Genomic DNA, 25,742 nt, shown 5'->3' on the forward strand with positions numbered 1-25,742 from the left:
TTTAGAGCAGGTCGCCCTCGCGGCCCGCCTCCGGTGCCTCGGCGACCTCGTCCGCTTCCTCCTCCGCCGGCGCCACATTGGCCAGCAGTTGGGCGCGGATCTGGCTCTCGATCTCTTCCATGGTGGCCGGGTTCTCCTCCAGGTACTGGGCGGCATTGGCCTTGCCCTGGCCGATCTTGTTGCCCTGGTAGCTGTACCAGGCGCCGGCCTTGTTCACCAGACCGCACTGCACGCCCAGGTCGATCACCTCGCCGGCGTGGTAGATGCCCTTGCCGTAGAGGATCTGGAACTCCGCCTGGCGGAAGGGCGGCGCCACCTTGTTCTTGACCACCTTGACCCGGGTCTCGTTGCCGGTCACCTCGTCGCCCTGCTTCACCGAGCCGGTGCGGCGGATGTCCAGGCGCACGCTGGCATAGAATTTCAGGGCGTTACCGCCGGTAGTGGTCTCGGGGTTACCGAACATCACGCCGATCTTCATGCGGATCTGGTTGATGAAGACCACCATGCAGTTGGCGTTCTTGATATGGCCGGTGACCTTGCGCAGGGCCTGGGACATCAGGCGCGCCTGCAGGCCGACGTGGGAGTCACCCATCTCGCCCTCGATCTCGGCCCGCGGGGTCAGCGCCGCCACCGAGTCGATGATGATGACGTCGACGCCACCGGAGCGCACCAGCATGTCGCAGATCTCCAGCGCCTGCTCGCCGGTGTCCGGCTGGGAGACCAGCAGATCATCCAGGTTGACGCCAAGCTTCTCGGCATAGCTGGGATCCAGGGCGTGCTCGGCGTCGATAAAGGCGCAGGTCTTGCCCTGCTTCTGGGCCTGGGCGATCACCGACAGGGTCAGGGTGGTCTTGCCCGAGGACTCGGGGCCGAAGATCTCCACCACCCGGCCATAGGGCAGGCCGCCGATGCCCAGCGCAATATCCAGGCCCAGGGAGCCGGTGGAAACCGAGGGCATCGCCACCCGCGGGGTGTCCCCCAGGCGCATCACGGTGCCCTTGCCGAACTGGCGCTCGATCTGACTGAGGGCGGCATTCAGCGCCTTGGAACGGTTGTCATCCTGAGCCATGGTGGCCTCCTTGGGATCGATGGGGCGACGCCCAGGCGCCGCCGTCAATTACTGTATGGTTGCCCAGTAGTATGGCGAAAAAATCGGCCCGCGCCTACTCCTCGAAGGCCTCGAGCCGTCGAATCAGTCCGATCAGGGCGATGCGCACCGCCTGCTCGCGCACCGCCCGACGGTCGCCGGGCAGCTGATGCCGCTCGGCTTGCTGGGCCTCGGCGCCCCCCCAGGCAAACCAGACGGTGCCCACCGGCTTGTCGACGCTGCCGCCGCCAGGGCCGGCCACCCCGCTGATGGCAACCCCCAGGGCAGCACCGCTATCACGACAGGCGCCGGCGGTCATGGCCTCCACCACCGGGCCACTCACGGCGCCATGACGCTCCAGCAGCGCTCCGGGCACCCCGAGCAGCCGTGCCTTGGCAGCGTTGGAGTAGGTCACGTAGCCGGTCTCGAAGTAGTCGGAGCTGCCGGCCACCGCAGTGATGGCGCTGGCCACGCCGCCACCGGTGCAGGACTCGGCGCAGGTGACGGCGATGCCCCGGGCGCGACACAGCTGCCCCAGGCGCTCGCTCAGGGTAAGCAGATCGAGATTGGCGAGGTAGCGTCCGTGCTCGGACATGGGAGCCTCCTGATTCAGATGCGATCGCTCCTGACGGAGCCACTGCCTGGGCGTTAGAATACTGCCTTTTGCCAGTGAGTGCAGAGCCTCAACAGGATCCCCGATGTCACAGGCCAGCCCCACCCATACGCCGATGATGCAGCAGTTCCTGAAGATCAAGCGCGACCACCCCGACGTGCTGCTCTTCTACCGCATGGGCGACTTCTACGAGCTCTTCTATGAAGACGCCAAGCGCGCCGCGGCGCTGCTCGATATCACCCTGACCCAGCGCGGCCAGTCCGCCGGGGCGCCGATTCCCATGGCCGGGGTGCCCTATCACAGCGCCGAGGGCTATCTGGCGCGCCTGGTGGCCGCCGGGGAGTCGGTGGCGATCTGCGAGCAGATCGGCGACCCGGCCACCAGCAAGGGGCCGGTAGAGCGCAAGGTGGTACGCATCGTCACCCCCGGCACCCTCTACGACGAGGCCCTGCTGGATGCCCGCCGCGACAACCTGCTGCTGGCCGTGCACCCGCGCCAGGGCCTCTGGGGCCTGGCCTGGCTGGAGCTCTCCAGCGGCCGCTTCGGGGTGCTGGAGGTGGAAGGCGAGGGCGAGATGCTCGCCGAGCTCCAGCGCCTCGACCCGGCGGAGGTGCTGGTGGGCGAGGACCTGGAGCTGCCGCCCCAGCTGGCCGAGCGCCGCGGCCTGCGCCGCCAGAGCGCCTGGCTCTTCGACGCCGAGAGCGCCCAGCGCATCCTCTGCGACCAGTTCGGCGTCCAGGACCTGCGCGGTTTCGGCTGCGCTCACCTGGAGACCGCCCTCACCGCCGCCGGGGTGCTGATCGACTATGCCCGGGACACCCAGCGCTCGCGGCTGCCCCATGTCACCGCCATCGGCGTGGAGAGCCGCGACGATGCCGTGGTGATCGACGCTGCCAGCCGCCGCAACCTGGAAATCGATATCAACCTGGGTGGCGGCACCGACAACACCCTGGCCAGCGTGCTCGACACCACCACCACCGCCATGGGCTCGCGGCTGCTCAAGCGCTGGCTCAATCGCCCGCTGCGCGATGCCACCCTGGTGACCCAGCGCCAGGCGGCGGTGACCCTGCTGCTGGAAGCGGAGGGCTACAGCGGACTGCGCGAGGCGCTCAAGCCGATCGGTGACTGCGAACGCATCCTCGCCCGGGTGGCTCTCTACAGCGCCCGCCCCCGGGACCTGGCGCGCCTGCGCGATGCCCTGATCGCCCTGCCGGAACTGGCCGCGGTCCTGACCGGCTACCCGGAGGGCTCCAGCCTGGACGAACTGAAGCGCCAGATTCGCCCCTACCCGGAGCTCGCCGACACCCTCGGCCGCGCCTTGGTGGAGAACCCGCCGGTGGTGATCCGCGACGGCGGGGTGATCGCCGAGGGCTTCGACGCCGAGCTTGACGAGCACCGCGGCCTGGCCGAACACGCCGGCGACTACCTGGTGCGACTGGAGACCCGGGAGCGGGAGCGCACCGGCCTGCCCGGCCTCAAGGTGGGCTATAACCGGGTCCACGGCTACTACATCGAGATTCCCCGGGCCCAGGCCAAGGAGGCCCCGGCGGACTACATTCGCCGCCAGACCCTGAAGAATGCCGAACGCTTTATCATCCCCGAGCTCAAGGAGTTCGAGGACAAGGCGCTTTCCGCCAAGTCCCGGGCCCTGGCCCGGGAGAAGCTGCTCTACGACGGTCTGCTCGACACCCTCAACGCCGAGCTGGAAGCGCTCCAGGCCACCAGCCGCGCCCTGGCCGCCCTGGACGTGCTGACCACCTTCGCCGAGCGCGCCGAGGCCCTGGACTTCACCCGCCCCACCCTGGAGGCCTCCCCAGGCCTGGAGATTCGCGGCGGCCGCCACCCGGTGGTGGAGCAGGTCTCCGACGGCCCCTTCGTACCCAATGACCTGGTCATGGATGACGAGCGCCGCATGCTGGTGATCACTGGCCCCAACATGGGCGGCAAGTCCACCTATATGCGCCAGGCGGCACTGATCGCCCTGCTCGCCTATACCGGCAGCTTCGTGCCGGCGGCGGCGGCGCGACTCGGCCCGGTGGACCGCATCTTCACCCGCATCGGCTCTTCCGACGACCTGGCCGGCGGGCGCTCCACCTTCATGGTGGAGATGACCGAGACCGCCAATATCCTCCACAACGCCAGCGACCAGAGCCTGGTGCTGATGGACGAGATCGGCCGTGGCACCAGCACCTTCGACGGCCTGTCGCTGGCCTGGGCCAGCGCCGAGCACTTGACCCGCACCCGCGCCTTCACCCTCTTTGCCACCCACTACTTCGAGATGACGGCCCTGGCGGAGCAGGCCGATGGCGTGGCCAACGTCCACCTGACGGCGGCGGAGCACAAGGAGGGTATCGTCTTTATGCACCGGGTGGAGGAAGGGCCGGCGAGCCAGAGCTATGGCCTGCAGGTGGCCCAACTGGCCGGGGTGCCCCAGGGGGTAATCGCCCGGGCCCGGGAGAAGCTCGCCCAGCTGGAGCAGCAGGAGGTGGATCAGCCCCGGCCCGCCACCGATGGCGCCACACCGCTGCAGAATGACCTCTTCGCCAGCGCCCCCCACCCCCTGGTGGAGGCCCTGGGAGGGCTCGACGTGGACGACCTCAGCCCCCGCCAGGCCCTGGAGCTGCTATATCAGTGGAAGAAGCGACTCTAGGCCATGTCCGAAAACTGGCTGCGATCGTCCCGTCAGCCGCTTGATGCGGCTTGCTGGCCTGGAAAGACGCCTCTAGAATAGGGCGCCATTAGAATGGCGACTTATAATAGGGGCGCCGCTTATAACATTATTCATTAGTGCCTCGGTGGCCATGCGACCGCCGAGCCCCAACCGACCGAGGGGAAACCCATGACATTCGTCGTCACCGAAAACTGCATCAAGTGCAAGTACACCGACTGCGTCGAAGTCTGCCCGGTGGACTGCTTCTATGAGGGCCCCAACTTCCTGGTGATTCACCCCGACGAGTGCATCGACTGTGCCCTGTGCGAGCCGGAGTGCCCCGCCGAGGCGATCTTCTCCGAGGATGAGCTACCGGACGGCCAGCAGGCCTTTATCGAGCTCAACGCCGAACTGGCGGAGGTCTGGCCGAATATTGCCGAGAAGAAGGACCCACTGCCCGACGCCGAGGCGTGGGACGGCAAGGATGGCAAGCTGGAGCTGCTGGAGCGCTGAGCTTAAGCCGCCTCCCCGACAAACACCAAGACGCCGGCCCAGAGGGTCGGCGTCTTGGTGTTTGTGCCCAAAGAGCGATACAGGCATAAAAAAAAGGCGGCCCGAAGGCCGCCCGCTCCTAGCATTTCCTTGAACCGTTCCGTCGGTTCGACTCCCTTGGTGACGTCCGTGCCGAGAAACTCTTTCCCTCGCGTACCCGGCGCACCTGACTAGCATCCCGTGGCATCCTGCCGGAAAAGCACTCCCCGCTTTTCCAAATCCCGAGTTCATTGTGGCAGTTTCGGCACACATCTCAAGGCGCCGAAACGATCGCGGCCACCCCCATGGAGTGGCCGCAATATCGAAGAAAATAACTAAAAAACAGAAGGTTAGCTATTATTCCACGATAGGAGGCTGATCATTACTTGATCAACCGGGGCGACTTCCTCGCCTCCGTGTAAGTGATTTCCTACACGAAATGTCGCCCTGGATGACACGCCTTACTGACCCTTGATCGCGGAGCGACCCGGGTAGGCGGCCCGATCCCCCAGCTGCTGCTCGATCACCAGCAGGCGGTTGTACTTGGCGACCCGATCGCTGCGGCACAGGGAGCCGGTCTTGATCTGGCCCGCCGAGGTGGCCACGGCCAGGTCGGCGATGGTGGTGTCCTCGGTCTCGCCGCTACGGTGGGAGATCACCGCGGTGAAGCCGGCGTCCTGGGCCATCTTGATGGCATCCAGGGTCTCGGAGAGGGAGCCGATCTGGTTGAACTTGATCAGGATGGAGTTGCCGATCTGCTCGTCGATGCCGCGCTTGAGGATCTTGGTATTGGTGACGAAGAGGTCATCACCCACCAGCTGCACCTTGTCGCCCAGCTTGTCGGTCAGAATCTTCCAACCGGCCCAGTCGGACTCGTCCAGGCCATCCTCGATGGAGACGATGGGGTAAGCCTCGCACAGCTCGGCCAGGTAGTCGACGAAGCCCGCGGCGTCGAAGGACTTGCCCTCGCCGGCGAGGTTGTACTGGCCGTCCTGGTAGAACTCGGAGGAGGCGCAGTCCAGCGCCAGGGTGATGTCGCGACCCAGGGCGTAGCCGGCGTCTTCCACCGCCTGCTTGATCACCGCCAGGGCCTCGGCGTTGGAGGCCAGGTTGGGGGCGAAGCCGCCCTCGTCACCCACCGAGGTGGCCAGGCCGCGGGCGCTCAACACCTTCTTCAGGGCGTGGAAGATCTCGGCGCCCATGCGCAGGGCCTCGCGGAAGTTCGCGGCGCCCACCGGCTGCACCATGAACTCCTGGATATCGACGTTGTTGTCGGCATGCTCGCCGCCGTTGAGGATGTTCATCATCGGCACCGGCATATTGAACTGACCCGGCTGACCGTAGAGCTCGGCGATATGGGCGTAGAGCTCCACGCCCTTGGCGGCGGCGGCGGCCTTGGCGGCGGCCAGCGACACCGCCAGGATGGCGTTGGCGCCCAGGGTCGCCTTGTTGTCGGTGCCGTCCAGCTCGAGCATGGCGTTATCCAGGGCGCGCTGATCCTCGGCATCCAGGCCCACCAGGCGCTCACGGATGGCGCCATTCACGGCGTCCACGGCCTTGAGCACGCCCTTGCCCAGGTAGCGGGCCTTGTCACCGTCGCGCAGCTCCAGGGCCTCGCGGGAACCGGTGGAGGCGCCACTGGGGGCACAGGCCACGCCCTTGGCGCCGCCATCGAGGAGGACCTCGGCCTGCACGGTGGGGTTGCCGCGGGAATCGAGTACCTCGAGGGCGCGAATGTCGACGATCTTGGTCATAGGTTTTCGTCCTTAGTGAGTCAGCGTTGATTGAGTCGGTAGGTCACGGCTCCGCTCAGGATATCTCCAGGGCCGGGAAGCCCTTGACCAGCTCATCGAGGGCCTTGAGCTGAGTCAGGAAGGGGGCGAGGCGATCCAGCGGCAGGGCGCAGGGGCCGTCGCACTTGGCGTTGTCCGGGTCGGGATGGGCCTCGAGGAAGATCCCCGCCAGGCCCACGGCGACCCCGGCCCGGGCCAGCTCGGCCACCTGCTGGCGACGGCCATCGGCGCTGTCGGAACGCCCACCGGGGCGCTGCAGGGCGTGGGTCACGTCGAAGAAGAGCGGGTAGCCGGTCTGCTTCATCTCGCCGAAGCCGAGCATGTCGACGATCAGGTTGTTGTAACCGAAGCTGGAGCCCCGCTCGCAGAGGATCAGGCGGTCGTTGCCCGCCTCCTCGCACTTGCGAATGATATGGCGCATCTCGTGGGGCGCCAGGAACTGCGGCTTCTTGATATTGATCACCGCCCCGGTCTCGGCCATGGCCACCACCAGGTCGGTCTGGCGGGCCAGGAAGGCGGGCAGCTGGATGATATCGGCCACCTCGGCGGCGGGGGCCGCCTGCCAGGGTTCGTGCACGTCGGTGAGGATCGGCACTTGGAGGCGCTCCTTCACCTCGGCGAGGATCGCCAGCCCCTGCTCGAGGCCGGGGCCCCGGTAGGAGTGGATGGAACTGCGGTTGGCCTTGTCGAAACTGGCCTTGAAGACATAGGGGATGCCGAGACGGGAGGTGACCTCCACGTAAGCCTCGGCGACCTCCAGGGCCAGCTCGCGGGATTCCAGGACATTCATGCCGCCGAACAGCGTCAGCGGCAACGCATTGCCGATCCGCAGACCGGCAACTTCGAGGGTTTTCTGCGCTACGGCCATGGGGGCTCCTCGGCCTTAGCCTTGCGGTTGGGCCTGGGCCTGCTGGCGGGCCCGCACGTTCTTGTGCTCCAGGGCCGCGTTGACGAAGCCGCTGAACAGCGGGTGGCCATCGCGGGGCGTGGAGGTGAATTCCGGGTGGAACTGGCAGGCCACGTACCAGGGGTGGTCCGGCAGCTCGACCATCTCCACCAGGGAGTTGTCGACGCTCTTGCCGGAGACCACCAGGCCGGCCTGCTCCAGGTCGGCCACGAACTGGTCGTTGACCTCGTAGCGGTGGCGATGGCGCTCGACGATCTCGTCGCTGCCGTAGGCCTCGCGGGCCTTGGTGCCCGCCACCAGGTGACACACCTGGCCTCCCAGGCGCATGGTGCCCCCCAGGTCGGAGGCGGCGTCACGCAGCTCGATCTTGCCCTCGGGGGTGAGCCATTCGGTGATCAGGCCCACCACCGGGTGCTGGGTGTCGTGGGTGAACTCGGTGGAGTTGGCGTCCGCCCAGCCCACCACATGGCGGGCAAACTCGATCACCGCCACCTGCATGCCCAGGCAGATGCCCAGGTAGGGGATCTTGTTCTCGCGGGCGAAGCGGGCGGTGGCGATCTTGCCTTCCACGCCGCGCTCGCCGAAGCCGCCGGGCACCAGGATGGCATCCTTGTCGGCCAGGCGGTCGGTGCCGTTGCGCTCGATCTCCTCGGAGTCGATATAGTCGACGTTGACCTTGACTCGCCCCTGGATGCCGGCGTGAATCAGCGCCTCGTTCAGCGACTTGTAGGCGTCGAGCAGCTCCATGTACTTGCCGACCATGGCGATATTGATCGACTTGAGCGGGTTGAGTTTGGCATCGAGCACCCGCACCCACTCGCCCAGGTCGGCCTCACCGGCTTCCAGGCGCAGCTTGTCGCAGACGATCTCGTCCAGGCCATGCTCGTGGAGCATCAGCGGGATACGGTAGATGGTGTCGGCGTCCTGCAGGGGCACCACGGCGCGCTCTTCCACGTTGGTGAACAGCGCGATCTTGCGGCGCTCGCTGGCCTCCAGCTCCACCTCGCTGCGGCAGATCAGGATATCCGGCTGGATACCGATGGAGCGCAGCTCCTTGACGCTGTGCTGGGTCGGCTTGGTCTTGGTCTCGCCGGCGGTCTTGATATAGGGCACCAGGGTCAGGTGCATAAAGATCGCCCGGTTACCGCCCAGCTCGCTGCGAATCTGACGGATCGACTCCAGGAAGGGCAGCGACTCGATATCGCCCACGGTGCCGCCGATCTCGACCAGGGCCACGTCATAGCCTTCGCTACCGGCATAGACCCGGCGCTTGATCTCGTCGGTGATATGCGGAATCACCTGCACGGTGCCGCCCAGGTAGTCGCCGCGGCGCTCCTTGCGCAGCACGTGCTCGTAGACGCGACCCGTGGTGAAGTTGTTGCCCTGGGTCATCTTGCTACGAATGAAGCGCTCGTAGTGACCCAGGTCAAGGTCGGTTTCGGCGCCATCTTCGGTGACGAACACCTCGCCGTGCTGGAAGGGGCTCATGGTGCCCGGGTCCACATTGATGTAGGGATCCAGCTTGAGAATGGTGACCTTGAGGCCACGCGCCTCGAGAATCGCCGCCAGCGAAGCCGACGCAATGCCCTTGCCGAGTGAGGACACAACGCCGCCGGTCACGAAGATATATCGTGTCATGGAGAACCTGTCGAAACGTGATCGGAAGGCTCGGCAGGAAGCCGCGCCAGGATGGGACGACAGAATAGCAGAGTGCGACCAAGGGCTCAATTTTGGCCGCCTTCGAGCAGGGCCAGCGCCGTCAAACCTTGGGGCCCGGGGCTAACCTGGGGACAGGCACCTCGCAAAGACGCTGTGAACCCGTCCCTGGGCGCTCGACTTTTTCATCCCTGAAAAAGACGCTTTGCTCCGACCTGTCCCCAGCGCCCCTCAGCCATTCCAACGGTGGTGACCCAGCGACTCAGCCGGCCTCGATGCGTGGGGCGGTGCGGGGCTGGCTAGCGAAGCGACGTCGCCAGGACGCTGACGAGAAGCGAGCGACTAGCGCGGGATCGACAGGGATGTCGATCCAGGACATGCGCGTCTGCGAGCGGCGAGAGGGACCTCGGTCCGGCCCGGCGCGTCAGTCACGAGCGCAGCGTCAGGGTTTCGTCCTGGCGAGGAGCGAGTCAGTCAGCCCCGCACCAGCCAGCGCCCCGCTAAGGCCTGTCACCAGAAAAGCCGCGGGGAACGTCAACCCCGCTCCACTCTCCAGCCAGTCGAGCAGCTTACACCTCCAGGTAACCGAGGATGCCCTCGGCGGCCTGGCGCCCCTCGTAGATGGCGGTGACCACCAGGTCGGAGCCGCGCACCATATCGCCACCGGCGAAGATCTTCTCGTTGGTGGTCTGGAAGGGGTAGGCGCCCTGCTCGGGGGCCTTGACCCGGCCGCGCTCGTCCACCTCGATACCGAAGTCGGCGAACCAGGGCGCCGGGCTCGGCTGGAAGCCGAAGGCGATCACCACCGCATCGGCGGGCAGCACCTCCTCGGAGCCCGGCACCACCTCGGGACGCTGGCGGCCGTTCTCGTCCGGCTCGCCCAGGCGGGTACGCACCACCTTGACGCCCTCGACCTTGTCCTCGCCGACCACGGCCACCGGCTGGCGGTTGAAGAGGAAGTCCACGCCCTCCTCCCGGGCATTGGTCACCTCGCGCTTGGAGCCCGGCATGTTCTCCTCGTCGCGGCGATAGGCGCAGGTGACGCTGGCCGCACCCTGGCGGATGGCGGTGCGGTTGCAGTCCATGGCGGTATCGCCGCCGCCCAGCACCACCACCCGCTGCCCCTCCAGGGAGACGAAGTCGGCGGGATCCTTCTCGAAGCCCAGGCAGTGGTTGACGTTGGCGATCAGGTAGTCGAGGGCCTTGTGAACCCCGGGCAGGTTCTCGCCGGGGAAGCCCCCCTCCATGTACTTGTAGGTGCCCATGCCCAGGAAGACGGCGTCATACTCCTCGAGCAGGGTCTCGAAGGCCACATCCTTGCCCACCTCGACGCCGAGGCGGAACTCCATGCCCATCTCCTCGAAGACCGCCCGGCGCCGCTCCATCACGTGCTTCTCGAGCTTGAACTCGGGGATGCCGAAGGTCAGCAGGCCACCGATCTCCGGGTACTTGTCGAAGAGCACCGGGGTGACGCCGTTGCGCACCAGGATATCGGCGCAGCCGAGCCCCGCCGGGCCGGCACCGATGATGGCCACCCTCCTGTCGGTGCGGGTCACCTTGGACATGTCGGGGCGCCAGCCCATGGCGAAGGCGGTGTCGGTGATGTACTTCTCCACCGAGCCGATGGTCACCGCACCAAAGCCGTCGTTGAGTGTGCAGTCGCCCTCGCAGAGGCGATCCTGGGGACACACCCGGCCGCATACCTCGGGCAGGGAGTTGGTCTGGTGGGAGAGCTCGGCGGCCTCGAGGATATTGCCCTCGGACACCAGCTTCAGCCAGTTGGGAATATAGTTGTGGACCGGGCACTTCCACTCGCAATAGGGGTTGCCACAGGCCAGGCAGCGGTGCGCCTGACCCGCCGCCTCCTGGGGCTTGAAGGGCTCGTAGATCTCGGCGAACTCCTTGGCCCGGGTCCGCGCCTCCTTCTTCTGCGGGTCCTGACGACCCACGTCGATAAACTGGAAATCGTTGCTCAAACGGTTAGCCATGGTCTCTGCTCCTAGTCTCTGCGTGGCGATCTCGTCAGTGCCGGCCGGGGCCCTGCCCCTGACCGGCGCCAGTCACTTATTCCGGCCGGCGCCGGGATTCGGCGAGCAAACTGCCCAGGCTCGCGGCCTTGGGCTTCACCAGCCAGAAGTGACGAACGAAGTCGCTGAAGTCCTCGAGGATCGCCTTGCCGCGCTCGGAACCGGTCTCGGCCACGTACTCCTCGATGATCTCCCGCAGATGACGCCGATAGGCCTCCATGGCCTCGGTATTGACCCGGTGGATCTCCACCAGCTCGTGGTTGTACTTGTCGACGAAGGTGCGATCCTCGTCGAGCACATAGGCGAAGCCGCCGGTCATGCCCGCGCCGAAGTTGACGCCGGTCTCGCCGAGCACGGCCACCAGGCCGCCGGTCATGTACTCGCAGCAGTGGTCGCCGGCGCCCTCGATCACCGCGGTGGCCCCGGAGTTGCGCACCGCGAAACGCTCGCCGGCGGTGCCGGCGGCGAACAGCTTGCCGCCGGTGGCGCCATACAGGCAGGTGTTGCCGATGATCGCCGTCTGGTGGCTCTCGAAGCGGCTGGCCCGGGGCGGCACGATGACGATCTGGCCACCGTTCATGCCCTTGCCGACGTAGTCGTTGGCGTCGCCCTCCAGGTAGAGGTTGAGGCCCCGGGCGTTCCATACCCCGAAGCTCTGGCCCGCCACGCCCTCGAAGCGCACCTTGATGGGCGCCTCCTCCAGGCCCGCCTCGCCGTAGCGCTTGGCGATGGCCCCGGAGGCCGCCGCCGGCACCGAGCGGTCGCAGTTGGTGATGGCGAAGCGGAACTCGCCGCCGGATTGCTCGGCGATGGCCTGCTCCAGGGCCGCCAGCACCTCCTGATTCTTGGCGCCCGGGTCATGGGGCACGTTGCGCTCCACGGCACAGAACTGGGGCGCCTCCGCCGGCACGAAGTCGTTGGCCAGCAGCGGCGTCAGGTCCAGCTTGCGCTGGGAGGCGGTCTCGCCCTCCAGCACCTCCAGCAGGTCGGTGCGACCGATCAGGTCGGTGAGCCGCCGCACCCCCAGCAGGGCCATCAGCTCGCGCACCTCCTCGGCGATAAAGCGGAAGTAGTGCTTGACCATGTCCACGGTGCCGCGGAAGTGCTCGTCGCGCAGGAACTGGTGCTGGGTGGCGACGCCGGTGGCACAGTTGTTGAGGTGGCAGATGCGCAGGTACTTGCAGCCCAGCGCCACCATCGGCGCGGTGCCGAAGCCGAAGCTCTCGGCGCCGAGGATCGCCGCCTTGACCACGTCGAGGCCGGTCTTCAGGCCGCCATCGGTCTGCAGGCGGATCTTGTCGCGCAGGCCATTGATGCGCAGCGCCTGGTGCACCTCCGGCAGGCCCAGCTCCCAGGGGGAGCCGGCGTGCTTGATGGAGGTGATGGGACTGGCCGCGGTGCCGCCGTCATAGCCGGAGACGGTGATCAGGTCGGCGTAGGCCTTGGCCACCCCGGTGGCGATGGTGCCGATGCCCGGCTCGGAGACCAGCTTCACCGACACCTGGGCGTCCGGGTTGACCTGCTTGAGGTCGAAGATCAGCTGCGCCAGGTCCTCGATGGAGTAGATGTCGTGGTGCGGCGGCGGCGAGATCAGGGTCACGCCGGGCACCGAGTAGCGCAGCCGGGCAATCAGCTCGTTGACCTTGCCGCCGGGCAACTGGCCACCCTCGCCGGGCTTGGCGCCCTGGGCCACCTTGATCTGCAGCACCTCGGCATTGACCAGGTAGGCCGGGGTGACGCCGAAGCGCCCGGAGGCGATCTGCTTGATCTTGGAGGAGCGGATGGTGCCGTAGCGAGCCGGATCCTCGCCCCCCTCGCCGGAGTTGGAGCGACCGCCGGCCTCGTTCATGGCCTGGGCCAGGGCCTCATGGGCCTCCGGCGACAGGGCGCCCAGGGACATGCCGGCGCTGTCGAAGCGGGGAATCAGCGCTTCCACCGGCTCCACCTCCTCCAGGGACAGCGGTTCGGCGGCAGGCTTGAGCCGCAGCAGGTCACGAATGGTGGCCACCGGGCGCTCGTTGACCAGCCGGGCGAATTTCTTCCACTTCTGGTAATCGCCCTGCTGCACCGCTTCCTGCAGGGTCTTCACCACGTCCGGGTTATAGGCGTGGTACTCCTTGCCGTGGACATACTTGACCAGGCCGCCCTGGGAGATGCCCTTGCGGGGAATCCAGGCGTCCCGGGCCAGCAATTCCTGCTGCAGCTGCAGCTCGGCGAAGCCGGTGCCCTGGATGCGCGAGGCCATGCCCGGGAAGCACAGCGCCATCACCTCCTCGTCGAGACCCACCGCCTCGAAGAGCATGGAGCCGCGGTAGGAGGCGAGCGTCGAGATGCCCATCTTGGAGAGGATCTTGTAGAGCCCCTTCTGCATGCCCTTGCGGTAGTTCTCCCGGGCGTCCGCCGGGTTGCCCACCAGCTCGCCGGAGCGGTGCATGTCGGCCATCACCTGATAGGCCAGCCACGGATAGACCGCGGTGGCACCGACGCCGAAGAGCACCGCCATCTGGTGAGCATCCCGGGCATAGCCGGTTTCCACCACGATATTGACCCGCGGGCGCAACGCCAGCTTGCCCAGGTGGTGGTGCACGGCCCCCACCGCCAGGGCGGCATGGATCGGCAGCTCACCCCTGGGCAGGTCGGCATCGGAGAGCACCAGGATCACCTTGCCGCTGCGCGCCGCCTCCTCGGCCTGCTGGCAGAGCGCCAGCAGCGCCTGCTTGAGGCCCTGCTGCTCGGGGTCATAGCCAAGCGACAGGGTGAGGCTGGCGAAGGCCGGATCCTCGTGACTGACCAGGGCAGTGAACTTGCGCGGCGAGAGGATCGGCGTGGTCAGGATGATGCGATGGGCGTGATCCGGGGTCGCCTCGAAGACGTTGAGCTCGGCACCGATGCAGGTCTCCAGGGACATCACGATCGCTTCCCGCAGCGGATCGATGGGCGGGTTGGTGACCTGGGCGAATTTCTGGCGGAAGTAGTCGCTAAGCAGGCGGTTCTGGCGCGACAGCACCGCCATGGGGGTGTCGTCACCCATGGAGCCCACCGCCTCCTGGCCGCTCTCGGCCAGGGGTCGCAGCACCTGGTCACGCTCCTCGAAGGAGACCTGGAACATCTTCTGCCAGACGTCGAGCGCCTCGGCCTCCAGGGGCTGGAAGCGGGCCAGCTCGGTGAGGGCGGACTCCAGGTAGTGGGCGCGCTCCTTCAGCCAGCGCTTGTAGGGATAGGCCGACTTGAGGCGCTCGTCCACGTCGGCGGTATGCAGCACCTGGCCGGTCTCGGTATCGATGCCCAGCACCTGGCCGGGGCCGACGCGCCCCTTGGCGACCACGTCCTCGGGGGCATAGTCGTAGGTGCCGATCTCGGAGGCCAGGGTGATATAGCCATTCTTGGTGATCACCCAGCGGGCCGGGCGCAGGCCGTTGCGGTCCAGCATGCAGACGGCGTTGCGGCCATCGGTCATCACCATGCCGGCGGGGCCATCCCAGGGCTCCATATGCATGGAGTTGTACTCGTAGAAGGCGCGCAGGGCGCCATCCATGGTCTCCACGTTCTGCCAGGCCGGCGGCACCATCATGCGAATGGCGCTGTAGATGTCCATGCCGCCGGTCATCAGCACCTCCAGCATGTTGTCCATGCTGGAGGAGTCGGAACCCACGGTATTGACGATCTCGTCGAGCTCGGCGATCTCCGGCAGCAGCGGCGAGACGAAGTTCTCCTTGCGCGAGTTGGCCCAGCCACGGTTGGCCTCGATGGTGTTGATCTCGCCGTTATGGGCCAGGAAGCGGAACGGCTGGGCCAGCGGCCAGCGCGGCGCGGTGTTGGTGGAGAAGCGCTGGTGGAAGACGCAGATGGAGGTGGTCAGGCGGGGGTCGCCCAGGTCGCGATAGAAGGTGGGCAGGTCCACCGGCATCATCAGACCCTTGTAGGAGACCACCTTGGCGGAGAGGGAGCAGACGTAGAACTCTTCTTCGTCGCGCAGGGCCTCCTCGGCGCGACGCCGAGCCATGAACAGGTCCACCGCCAGCTGGGCATCGAGGCGCTCGTCGGCGGCCTCGACGAAGACCTGACGGATCCGCGGCAGGCACTCCAGGGCCATGGGGCCGCAGACACCGGGATCGGTGGGCACCTCGCGCCAGCCGTGCACCACCAGGCCACGGGCCTCGAGCTCGCGGCTCAACACCTGCCGAGCATGGGCCTCGCGCTCATCGTCGTCGGGCAGGAAGATGGCGCCCACGGCGAAGCGGCTGCCCAGGTCGACGCCCAGGGCCTCCCGGGCCACCTCGCGCATGAAACTCTCGGGCATCTTGAGCAGCAGGCCACAACCGTCACCGGTCTTGCCATCGGCGGCGATGCCGCCGCGGTGGGTCATGCAGGTCAGGGACTCGATGGCGGTCTTGAGCAGGTCGTGGCTGGCCTCGCCTTCCATATGGGCGATCAGGCCGAAGCCGCAGTTGTCGCGAAATTCGCCGGGCTGATGGAGACCTCGGTTCATGGGCGTGTCCCTCAAGCTAGATGTCTTTTATTCCCTAGATCCATATGATATCTTTATCTGTTTTTCTTATTTTTCAGAAGGGTGATACCGGGCGTCCGGGGAGCAGAAAAAAGGCTGTCCAGCATAGCCAGCCCCCCTCCCCCGCGCAATTCCCCACTCCGAAAGCACCCCAAAAAATCTCAATAAATCGCTAGGTTAGCCTGAACCAACGAAGAAAAAACTCGCTAGTTCAATGACTTGAACTCGCCCCCTCGAAAGCACAGCAATAACTAGACTTTAGTCTAATTCCACGACCCCTCGCCCATACCGATCCTGCATAAGGCATACGAATTGAAGAATGCCTCGCTCTTGCTCGACTGGCCAGTCGCCACAAAAAAGCGGCGGCCATCCGAAGATGACCGCCGCTTTATCCAAAAGACCTCTATTTTTTAGCGAATATCACTGCCTGGGAAAGTCCGCCAGCAACTCGCGCAGCATCGCTGGCGGCGTCTCGTCATGCACGCAGGCCTCCCCCAGTCGCCGCAGCAGGATCAAGCGCAGGCGGGCATCGATATTCTTCTTGTCGAGACGCATCGGCACCAGGAAGGCCTCCTCGTCCATGGCCGCCGGCGCCGCCAGGGGCAGGGCCGCCGAAGCGATCACCGCCGCCACCCGCTCGACTTCGCCCCGGGAGAGCCAGCCCAGCCGAGCGGAGAGCTCCGCGGCCATCAGCATGCCGGCCCCCACCGCCTCGCCATGCAGCCAGGCACCATAGCCCTGATGGGCCTCGATGGCATGCCCGAAGGTGTGCCCCAGATTGAGCAGAGCACGCACCCCCTGCTCGGTCTCGTCGGCGGCCACCACCTCGGCCTTGATGGCACAGCTGCGCAGGATCGCCTCGCGCAGGGCCACCTGGTCGAGGCCACGCAGGGCGCTCATATGCGCTTCCAGCCAGGCCAGGAAGTCCACATCACGGATCAGGCCGTACTTGATCACCTCCGCCAGTCCGGCGGAGAGCTCCCGGGGCGGCAGACTGACCAGGGTAGCGGTATCGATCAGTACGGCGCGGGGCTGCCAGAAGGCACCGATCATGTTCTTGCCGCGGGGGTGATTGACCCCGGTCTTGCCCCCCACCGAGGAGTCGACCTGGGAGAGCAGGGTGGTGGGCACCTGGATAAAGGCCACGCCGCGCTGGTAGCAGGCGGCGGCATAACCGGTCATGTCGCCAATCACCCCGCCCCCCAGGGCCACCAGGGTGCAGCGGCGATTGAAACCGGCCTCCAGCAGGGCATCCCAGATGCGCTCGACGCTCGACAGCGTCTTGGTGTGCTCGCCGTCCGGCAGGATCACCTCACGCACCTCGAGGCCCTCTGGCAGGCCGGCCTTGAAGGCCGCCAGATAGAGCGGCGCCACCGTCTCGTTGGTGACGATCATCACCTGGCGACCCGCCAGATAGGGGGCCAGCCACTGGGCATCCCCCAGCAGGCCGGCGCCGACATGGATGGGATAGCTGCGCTCGCCGAGATCGACGTTGAGGGTACTGACGGAAGCTAAGGCTTGGCTCATGGGCAAGGAAAACCGAAGGTTGGGGACGGGGGTATCAGGCCTTGCAGGACTGCAGGGGATCCACCAGCTTGGTGACGCGCCGAACGATGTCGTTGGCCACGGCCTTGGGGCCACGCCGATCGGTGCGCACGATCAGGTCGGCGGTAGCCCGGTAGAGGGGATCCCGCACGGCAAAGAGATCCCGTAGCACCTGGCCCGGATCCTCGGCCTGCAGCAAGGGCCGGTTTCGATCCTTGGCGGTCCGCCGGAGCTGCTGCTCCACCGTGGTATAGAGGTAGATCACGGTGCCCCGTTCGCGCAGGGCACGTCGGTTGGCCTCGAGAATCACCGCCCCGCCACCGGTAGCCATGACGATGCCGCAGCGCTGGGTCAGGTCATCGATCACCTGGGCCTCGCGTTCGCGAAAGCCGGCCTCCCCCTCGACATCGAAGATCCAGGGAATATCGGCCCCGCAGCGCGCCTGGATCTCGTGGTCGCTGTCGTAGAAGTCACGGCACAGCTCGGCCGCCAGCAGGCGGCCGATGGTGCTTTTGCCGGCCCCCATGGGGCCGATAAGGAAGAGATTGGGTAAATCCTGCATCAGCGAAGTGCCAGCCCATCCTCGAGGATCGTGGGAGTGATGAATATCAACAACTCTACCTTTTCGTTGCTCTCTTGGGTATAGCGGAAGAGGTTACCGATCACCGGGATGTCCCCCAGCAGGGGGGTCTTGAACAGGCTGCGGATCTGCTCGGTGGTCAGGATCCCGCCCAGCACCACCGTCTCGCCGTTGTCCACCAGCACCTGGGTCTGGATCTCGTTGCGGTCGATGGGCGGCTCCCCGCCGACGAAGGTATCGCGGAAGCTGTCGTTGGTGATCAGCAGGTCCATGACAATGCGATTGTCCGGGGTGATCTGCGGCGTCACCTCCAGGGAGAGCACCGCCTCCTTGAAATCAGTCTCCGGATTACCCTGAGCATCCACCGACTGGAAGGCCCGCTCCTCGCCCTGCTTGATAATGGCGGTGCGCTGGTTGGCGGTAATCACCCGGGGCTGGGAGATGGTCTGGCTTCGCCCCTCGCTCTCCAGGGCGCGCAGCTCCAGATCGATCAGGATATCCCCGGAGAGATAACCGAAGGCGAAGGAAGTCAGTGGATCCCGATCCCCCCCCAGGTCTACCGCCAACCCACCCCGCGGCACCGTACCGGTGGCGGCACCGCCGAGGTCCACTCGACTGCCCGGCCGCGACATCCCCCAGTTGACCCCCAGCTCCCGGGTGGCGCTATCCCGGGCGATCACGATGCGCGCCTCGATCTGCACCTGGCGCACCGCCACATCCAGTTGATCGATGGTGCGCAGGATCTCCTGCACCTGCTCGGCGGTATCCTGGATCAGCAGGGTATTGGTGCGGGCATCCACGCTGACGCGCCCCCGCTCGGTCAACAGCCCGAAGCCATCGCCGCCACGCAGCAGGGCCGCCAGGTCCGACGCCCGGGCATAGTTGACCTGGAGATACTCGGTCACCAGGGGGGACAGCACCTCCATCTGCTCCCGGGCCTCGATCTCCTGGCGCTCGATATTGGCCAGCTCCGCCGCCGGCGCCACCACGATCACGTTACCCTCCTGGCGACTGGCCAGGCCATGACTCTTGAGCACCAGGTCCAGGGCCTGATCCCAGGGCACATCCTGAAGATTGAGGGTCACCCGGCCGGTCACGCTATCGCTGGCAACGATATTCAATCCGGTGAAGTCGGCGATGATGGAGAGCACCGAACGCACCTCGATATCCTGAAAATTCAAGGTGATACGTTCACCACTAAAGCTACGCTCCCGGGGCCGCTGGACCTGCCGAGGCGCCGGTGCCGCCACCGGCTGGGCCTCGATGATCAGCTCGCGCCCGCTATGGGTGGAGAACATGGCGAAATCACCGCTGGCCTGCAATTCCAGGGTCACCCCATCCCGATCGGGACGCGGCACGATACGGGTCAGAGGGGTCGAGAAGTCGGTCACATCCAGGGTCTGATCCAGGGAGGCCGGCAGGCGCACGCCGCGCAACTCGGCCAGGATGCGGTTACCACTGGTCTCACGCACCCGGCTGTCGATCCCGGTTCGATCGAAGGTCACGATCAGGCGCCCGGCCCCGTCGGCGCCGCGACGGAAGTCGATATCCTCGATGCGCGGGTCCTGGACGACCGGAGCGGAGGCCACCGGCTGACTCGGCTCCGGCGAGGTGACCGTGGCCGCCGGCTGGGCCGGCGCCCCCCCGATGGCAAGGATCAGTCGCTCGCCTTCCTGGCGGGTGGTGTAGGGCAGCTCCTGGTCCAGGGTAAAGACCAGCCGGGTCCGCGACCCCGCCTCCAGGGTGGTGACCTGGGCCACACCGCCGACCCCCAGGGTCTGGCGCGGCCGGTCCACCAGGCTGCCGGTCTCCATCAGGTCGATGGTCAGCCGCGGCGGCTCATCGAGCCGATAACCACGCACCTCGGGCACCCCACCCTGGAAATGCATCTCCACTTCGAGCCCCTCTCCCACCTGACGATAGTCGAGACTCGTCAGGGTCGAGGCCGCCCAGGCCGAGGCGTTTCCCAGCAACGACAGGCAGAGCACTGCCAGACAGCGTGTGATGGTTTGCATGATCCCTTCCCCTTGCCCTTGTTGTATTGCACGCCACGTCGCCATCAGCCACGCTGACGCCCCTCCCCGTTCAACGATAGGCTACGCACCCGCTCGATCCAGCCGCCGCGCCCGTTGGGCACCACCTCCACCAGTTGCACGCTGGCCTCGGTGATGCTGACGATACGTCCGAAGTCGGTCCCCAGATAGTTGCCGTTACGCAGCCGATGCACCTCCCCATCCGGCGCCCGCACCAGGGCCGAAGGCTGACCGCCCACCGACAGGGTGCCGACCAGCGCCAGACGATCCAGGGGGTAGCGCTCCAGCGGTTCCCTGGCCCGCGCCATGTCCGGCGCCAGGTCTTCGGAGCCTCCGGCCAGGGCGCCTTCAGGCTCCGGCAACCGGGCCATGAAAGGGCTACGACGGTCGGCTTGATCATAGGAGATGGCCACATAGCCCGGCGTATCCGGCAGTGGAGACAACTCCAGCCGCCCCGGATTGGCACGAATCTCCGCCAGCTGCCGATCGAGCCCGGCGATGTCCGGATCGCCACAGCCCACCAGGGTGATCAGCAGCAGTAGACCGCCGCCACGCGCAAGGATGCTGTTCATGGACGCTCCTCCCCGCTGTCATGACGATAGCTATAGGTCTTGGCCAACAGGGAGAGCCGCAAGCGGTTCCCTCCAGCCACCGGCGCCAGGGTGAAGTCGTGCTGGGTCACGATGCGCGGCAGCCCCGCCACCCCGGCGAGGAAGGAGGCGATACGGTGATAGTCTCCCTCCACCTGGATATCGAAGGGCTGCTCCACGTAGTACTCCTGGGTTACCGGGGAGCGCAGACGAATGGCATCGATCAGCAACTGGTTGTCGATGGCGGTCTCGCTGATGTTGTCGATCAGCGAGGGAATCTCGGCGCCACTGGGCAGCATCTCCAGCAGTGTCTCCAGCCGCGCATCCAGGGCCGCGCTACGTTCACGCATGGCCGGCAGGTTGGCGGCCTGGGCCGCCTTGCTGCGGTAGTCACGCAGCAGGTTCTGCTCCTCCCTCTCGGCGCGAGCCAGCTCCTCCGCCTTGGGCGAGGCCAGGTACCAGTGCATCCCGGCGAAGGTCAGTCCCAGCACCAGCAGGCAGCAGATCAGCTGCAACGACCAGGGCCACCCCCCCGCCTCGCGCAGATCGAGCTCACGCCAGTCCAGCTCCTTGAGGCGACGCCACTCTCCCGACAGGCTCATGACTCAACCTCCTCGGCCAGTGGCCGGCCCGGCATGCGCTCCGACTCCTCGAGCCGGCGCCACTCTCTCGACCTCGAAAGGCTCATGACTCGTCCTCCTCGGCCAGTGGCTGGCCCGGCATGCGCTCCAACTCCTTGAGCCGGCGCCACTCTCTCGACCTCGATAGGCTCATGACTCGTCCTCCTCGGCCAGTGGCTGGCCCGGCATGCGCTGCGGCACGCTGAGACTGAAGCGCCGCCGCTCCTGCCCCTGGTCAGACTCCACCTCGGAGAGGTTGGGCACGGCGAAGGCGGTGGCCGCCCCCAAGGCCCGCAGCTGATCGGAGACCTGGCGATTGTTCTCGGCCAGGCCGGTGAGGCGCAGCTGCTCGCCCTGACGGGTCAGCTGAGTGTAGTGGACGCCCTCCTCGAGGCTCTCGGCCAGCTGATTGAAGACATGCACGGTCTGGGGCCGCCCCTCCTGAAGACGCTGAAAGACGGCGATCTGCGCCTCGAGGCGCTCGATCTGGGCCTCGTAGTCGCGAATCGAGCGAATGTCCCGATCCAGCTGCGCCGCCTGGGTGGTGATATGGGCATTGCGCTGCTGCTGGACTTCCAGGGCGTGCTGGTAGTAGTAGGTCATGCCGGCACCACTGGCCAGGCCCACCACCGCCATGACCCCCAGGGCCAGATGGAAACGCTTGCTGTGCCGCTCCCGGCGCTGCTCGCGCCAGGGCAACAGATTGATCTCGATCGTCATGGGCGCGACCTCATCGCCAGACCACAGGCCGTGAGCATGGCGGGCGCGTCACTGGCCAGGGTGTGGATATCGATGCGCGAATTGACCTTCATGCGCAGGAAAGGGTTGGCGACCACCACCTCCATGCCACTATCCGCCGCCAGGCGCTCCTGCAGGCCAGGAATGACGCAGGAGCCACCCGCCAGCACCAGGCGCTTGACCTCCTCCCGGCGTCCGGCGGTGTAGTAGAGTTGCAGGGAGCGCCCCACCTGCTGGACCAGGGTCTCGACGAAGGGCTCCAGCACGCTGCTCTGGTAGTCCTCGGGCAGGCCCCCGCGCTTCTTGGCCAGCCCCGCCTCCTCGACGCTCAGACCGTAGCGATTGACGATCTCGTCGGTCAGCTGGCGCCCCCCGAAGACGGTGTCCCGGCTATAGGTGATACGCCCCCCCTTCAAGACATGGAAGGCGTTCATGGTGGCCCCCACATCGACCAGGGCCACGCTGCCGCGACTGTCCTCCTCCCGGGGCAACTGGTGGCTCACCTCGGTGAAGGCCCGCTCCATGGCGAAGGTCTCCACGTCCACCGCCGCCGGCGTCAGGCCCGCCTGCAGCAGCGCCTCGGTGAGCTGGCTGACGTCCTGCTGACGGCAGGCCACCAGCAATACCTCCTGCTGGTCGCCGTAGCGGGCATGGGTTCCCAGGCGCTGGAAGTCGAAGGCGACCTCGCTGAACGGAAAGGGAATATGCTTGTCGGACTCGATCTGGATCCGCGCTTCGATCTCGTCGTCATTGAGCGAGGCGGGCAACGAGAGGGTCTTGGTGATGGCGGCACTGGCCGGCACCGCCGCACTGGTGAGCCGGGTGGTCGGCCGAGCCAGTTCCACGGCACGCTGTAGCGCCTCGACCACCGCCGACATGTTGCGGATGCGGCGCTCGACCACGGCCCCCTCGCGTAGCGGGCAGACGGCATAGCTCTCCACCCGGAAACCGCCCTGCGCCGCCTTGAGCTCGATCAGCTTGACGGTGGCCGAGGTGATATCGACACCGATCAGCCCCTTGGCTTGTCTGCTAAGTTGCACCTAGGTCGCCCCCTGCTCGTTCCAAGCGTTGCCGTTGCGACATGGCTCCGGTTTATCGTTATCTCCCGGCGCCCCGGTTGCGTAATCTCAGGTTACATCCATTTGCGTTTCATCACACAATAGCATGATCCTTGCCCCTTCAACGCTGGTGACCCCCTGCAACGGCCCATATAATGGCTACCCTCAAGGATAGCCCCGCCTTATCGTCGCACCGCCACCGCTTATCACGCGCTTATCACGGGTATCTCATGAAGTTTTTCAAACGCCTTATCGCCTCTCTCGTGTGGCTGACGCTCTCGCTGGCCGCCGCCGGCCTGCTGGCCGTGGCCGGCGCCGCCCTCTACTTCACCCCCGGCCTGCCCGACGTCCGCCAGCTCCAGGACTTCGAACTCCAGGCGCCTTTGCGCATCTTTACCCGCGACGGCAAGCTGATCGGCGAGTTCGGCGAGGAGCGACGCATCGCCGTCGACTACGACGAGATCCCCGAGCCGTTGATCCAGGCCCTGCTGGCCGCCGAGGACGCCAATTTCTTCGAGCACCCCGGCGTCGATCCCCGAGGCCTGGCCCGCGCCGCCCTGGAGCTCGCCTCCAGCGGTGGCGACATCCAGTCGGGGGGCTCCACCATCACCATGCAGGTGGCGCGTAACTACCTGCTGACCCTGGATCGCACCTTCACCCGCAAGATCCGCGAGATCCTGCTGGCCCTGCAGATGGAGCAAGTGCTGACCAAGGAGGAGATCCTCGAGCTCTACGTCAACAAGATCTTCCTGGGGCATCGCGCCTATGGCATCGCCGCCGCCGCCGAGACCTACTACGATCGCCCCCTGAACGAGCTCAGCCTGGCCGAGATGGCGATGATCGCCGGCCTGCCCAAGGCGCCTTCCGCCTTCAACCCCCTGGCCAATCCGGAGCGCTCGCTGATCCGCCGCAACTGGATCCTCTACCGCATGCGCCAGCTGGGCTACATCGACCAGGGCGCCTACGAGGAGGCCGTGGCCGCCCCCATTACCGCCCGTCGCTTCGCCACCCAGGTCGAGGTGGAGGCGGATTACATGGCCGAGATGGCGCGCCAGTTCGCCGTGGAACGCTACGGCGACGACGCCTATACCGGGGGCTATCGTATCTACACCACCCTGGACAGCGAACTGCAGCCCCAGGCCCGGGATGCCCTGAGCCGCGGCCTGATCGACTACGACACCCGCCACGGCTGGCGCGGTCCGGAGGAGACCGAGATTCCCGCCGGCCTGGTGGAAGCCCAGGAGCGCACCGAGCGCCGCGGCCTGGAAGAGGAACTGGCCGAATCTCCCGAGATCATGGCCACCGCCCGCCGCGCCGCGGCCAGCAGCCAGACCGTGGTGGAGGGCATCGAGGGCGACGTCAGCAACTGGCTCAATGTGCTCGAGCGCACCCCCCGCTTCGGCCCCCTCTATCCGGCCATCGTGGTCTCCGCCGAGGGGCGCGAGATGCAGGTACTGACCCGCGGTGGCGAACTGGTGACCCTGGACTGGGAAGGCCTGCGCTGGGCGCGCCGCTACCGCACCGCCCACTGGCGCGAGGGCGAACCGAGCTCCGCCGCCGAGATCGCCTCGCCCGGCTCACTGGTACGCATCCTGCAACGCGAGGACGGCAGCTGGCGCCTCTCCCAGCGCCCGGATGCCGAGGGCTCCATCGTGGTTCTGGAGCCCGATACCGGCGCCATCCTGGCGCTACAGGGCGGGTTCAGTTTCGCCGCCAGCAAGTTCAACCGCGCCACCCAGGCCCAGCGCCAGTCGGGCTCCATCTTCAAGCCCTTCGTCTTCCTGGCGGCCATCGAGGCCGGCGAGATCACCACCGCCTCGGTGATCAATGATGCCCCGGTGGTGATGCCGGATGCGGGCACCACCTGGCGGCCGGTCAACTCCAGCGGCGACTTCCGCGGCCCCATGCGGGTTCGCAGCGCCCTGGCCCTGTCTCGCAACCTGGTCACCATCCGCGTGCTGCAGCGCCTGGGGCTCGACAACACCATCGACTTCCTGGGACGCTTCGGCTTCGATGAGGCGCGCCTGCCCCACGGGCTCTCCCTGGCCCTGGGCAGCGCCAGCCTGACCCCCCTGGAGATGACCCACGCCTACGCCACCCTGGCCAACGGCGGCTACGGCATCCAGCCCTGGTTTATCGAGCGGGTCACCCGCGGCACCGACGAGGAGCTGGTGGATGAAGCCACCCCCCGCGTGGTCTGCCGGGACTGCCTGCCCGGCACCCAGGAAGTGGAGATCGATGGGCGGCGCTACCCGGTGGCCCCTCGAGTCGTCGACGCCTCCGCCGCCTACCTGGTCACCGACATGCTGCGCGACGTGATCGAATCCGGCACCGGCCGTGCGGCCCTCGAGCTGGGCCGCGGCGATATCGTCGGCAAGACCGGCACCACCAACGACCAGCGCGATGCCTGGTTCGCCGGCTACAACGCCGACCTGGCGGTCTCGGTATGGATCGGCAAGGACAACAACGAGACCACCGGCGAGTACGGCGGTCGCGCCGCCCTGCCGGTGTGGATCGACTTCATGGGCCAGGCCCTGAATGGCCGCCCCGAAGCGTCTCAGGAACGTCCCGCCAGCGTGGTCAGCGCCCGCATCGATCCGCAGACCGGTCGGCGCCTGCGCGACGGCCAGCCCGGCGGCATCAGCGAGCTCTTCCATGTCGACCACCTGCCGGAGTTCGAGCCCCACAGCGTGGGCCGCGACCTGGAGCAGCACAGCGGCGCCCAGGGCACCGGCTCCTTCGAGTCGATCTTCTAAGCGCCCGCCCGGCGCGATGCGCCGGGACCATCCGCAACACATGAAAAGGCC

Annotated in this window: 17 protein-coding genes; 3 read left to right on the top strand and 14 right to left on the bottom strand. The window is 66.7% G+C overall.

The genetic code is table 11. The features are described from left to right. Nucleotide 1: 1 nt before the first annotated feature. Together recA and IHD13_RS06725 are read right to left on the bottom strand one after the other, a co-directional pair. Nucleotides 2-1,069 carry a recombinase RecA gene (gene recA / locus IHD13_RS06720; protein ID WP_195860270.1) on the bottom strand — a complete coding sequence of 356 codons (1,068 nt, stop codon included), beginning with the start codon at nt 1,067-1,069 and terminating at the stop codon, nt 2-4. Nucleotides 1,070-1,163: 94 nt separating this feature from the next. Continuing rightward, a complete protein-coding gene (locus IHD13_RS06725; RefSeq protein ID WP_195860271.1) occupies nt 1,164-1,682 on the bottom strand; it encodes a CinA family protein in 519 nt (172 codons plus the stop codon). Nucleotides 1,683-1,785: 103 nt separating this feature from the next. On the opposite strand from IHD13_RS06725, the gene mutS reads away from it, so the two are divergent. Then, nucleotides 1,786-4,350: a DNA mismatch repair protein MutS gene (gene mutS / locus IHD13_RS06730; RefSeq protein ID WP_195860272.1), complete on the top strand. Its 2,565-nt coding sequence runs from the start codon at nt 1,786-1,788 to the stop codon at nt 4,348-4,350. Between the two features lie 189 nt (nt 4,351-4,539). Beyond that, nucleotides 4,540-4,863, top strand: coding sequence for a ferredoxin FdxA (gene fdxA / locus IHD13_RS06735; protein ID WP_146804313.1), 324 nt, complete (start codon nt 4,540-4,542; stop codon nt 4,861-4,863). Nucleotides 4,864-5,342: 479 nt separating this feature from the next. Here the strand turns inward: fdxA and eno are convergent, their stop codons facing one another. The 12 genes from eno to pilM form a co-directional block, all read right to left on the bottom strand. Beyond that, entirely contained in the window at nt 5,343-6,635 is a 1,293-nt protein-coding gene (gene eno, locus IHD13_RS06740; protein WP_195860273.1) for a phosphopyruvate hydratase, read from the bottom strand. A 55-nt stretch (nt 6,636-6,690) separates the two neighbouring features. Further along, nucleotides 6,691-7,542 carry a 3-deoxy-8-phosphooctulonate synthase gene (gene kdsA / locus IHD13_RS06745; protein WP_195860274.1) on the bottom strand — a complete coding sequence of 284 codons (852 nt, stop codon included), beginning with the start codon at nt 7,540-7,542 and terminating at the stop codon, nt 6,691-6,693. Between the two features lie 15 nt (nt 7,543-7,557). Then, nucleotides 7,558-9,219 (bottom strand): CTP synthase, encoded by a 1,662-nt coding sequence (locus tag IHD13_RS06750; protein WP_195860275.1) that lies wholly within the window; start codon nt 9,217-9,219, stop codon nt 7,558-7,560. Between the two features lie 587 nt (nt 9,220-9,806). Next, nucleotides 9,807-11,225, bottom strand: a complete 1,419-nt coding sequence (locus IHD13_RS06755; protein ID WP_195860276.1) for an FAD-dependent oxidoreductase — start codon at nt 11,223-11,225, stop codon at nt 9,807-9,809. Nucleotides 11,226-11,301: 76 nt separating this feature from the next. Further along, entirely contained in the window at nt 11,302-15,753 is a 4,452-nt protein-coding gene (gltB, locus tag IHD13_RS06760) for a glutamate synthase large subunit (RefSeq protein WP_195860277.1), read from the bottom strand. A 438-nt stretch (nt 15,754-16,191) separates the two neighbouring features. Beyond that, entirely contained in the window at nt 16,192-17,298 is a 1,107-nt protein-coding gene (aroB, locus tag IHD13_RS06765) for a 3-dehydroquinate synthase (protein WP_195860278.1), read from the bottom strand. 34 nt (nt 17,299-17,332) lie between these two features. Next, a complete protein-coding gene (aroK, locus tag IHD13_RS06770) occupies nt 17,333-17,878 on the bottom strand; it encodes a shikimate kinase AroK (protein WP_195860279.1) in 546 nt (181 codons plus the stop codon). Next, nucleotides 17,878-19,911 carry a type IV pilus secretin PilQ gene (gene pilQ, locus IHD13_RS06775; RefSeq protein WP_195860280.1) on the bottom strand — a complete coding sequence of 678 codons (2,034 nt, stop codon included), beginning with the start codon at nt 19,909-19,911 and terminating at the stop codon, nt 17,878-17,880. The genes aroK and pilQ overlap by 1 nt, the downstream gene beginning before the upstream one ends. A 44-nt stretch (nt 19,912-19,955) precedes the next feature. Further along, on the bottom strand, nt 19,956-20,501 hold the full coding sequence (locus IHD13_RS06780; protein WP_230086176.1) for a pilus assembly protein PilP: 546 nt from the start codon (nt 20,499-20,501) through the stop codon (nt 19,956-19,958). Beyond that, entirely contained in the window at nt 20,498-21,121 is a 624-nt protein-coding gene (locus IHD13_RS06785) for a type 4a pilus biogenesis protein PilO (RefSeq protein WP_195860281.1), read from the bottom strand. Before IHD13_RS06785 ends, IHD13_RS06780 begins: the two co-directional genes overlap by 4 nt. A 168-nt stretch (nt 21,122-21,289) precedes the next feature. Continuing rightward, a complete protein-coding gene (locus tag IHD13_RS06790; protein ID WP_195860282.1) occupies nt 21,290-21,859 on the bottom strand; it encodes a PilN domain-containing protein in 570 nt (189 codons plus the stop codon). Continuing rightward, entirely contained in the window at nt 21,856-22,917 is a 1,062-nt protein-coding gene (gene pilM, locus IHD13_RS06795) for a type IV pilus assembly protein PilM (protein ID WP_195860283.1), read from the bottom strand. Before pilM ends, IHD13_RS06790 begins: the two co-directional genes overlap by 4 nt. Nucleotides 22,918-23,165: 248 nt before the next feature. On the opposite strand from pilM, the gene IHD13_RS06800 reads away from it, so the two are divergent. Continuing rightward, nucleotides 23,166-25,691 carry a penicillin-binding protein 1A gene (locus IHD13_RS06800; protein ID WP_195860284.1) on the top strand — a complete coding sequence of 842 codons (2,526 nt, stop codon included), beginning with the start codon at nt 23,166-23,168 and terminating at the stop codon, nt 25,689-25,691. The last annotated feature ends 51 nt before the right edge of the window (nt 25,692-25,742 follow it).

Origin of the sequence: Halomonas sp. 328 (assembly GCF_015645095.1) — a bacterium.
Taxonomy (GTDB): Bacteria; Pseudomonadota; Gammaproteobacteria; order Pseudomonadales; family Halomonadaceae; genus Bisbaumannia.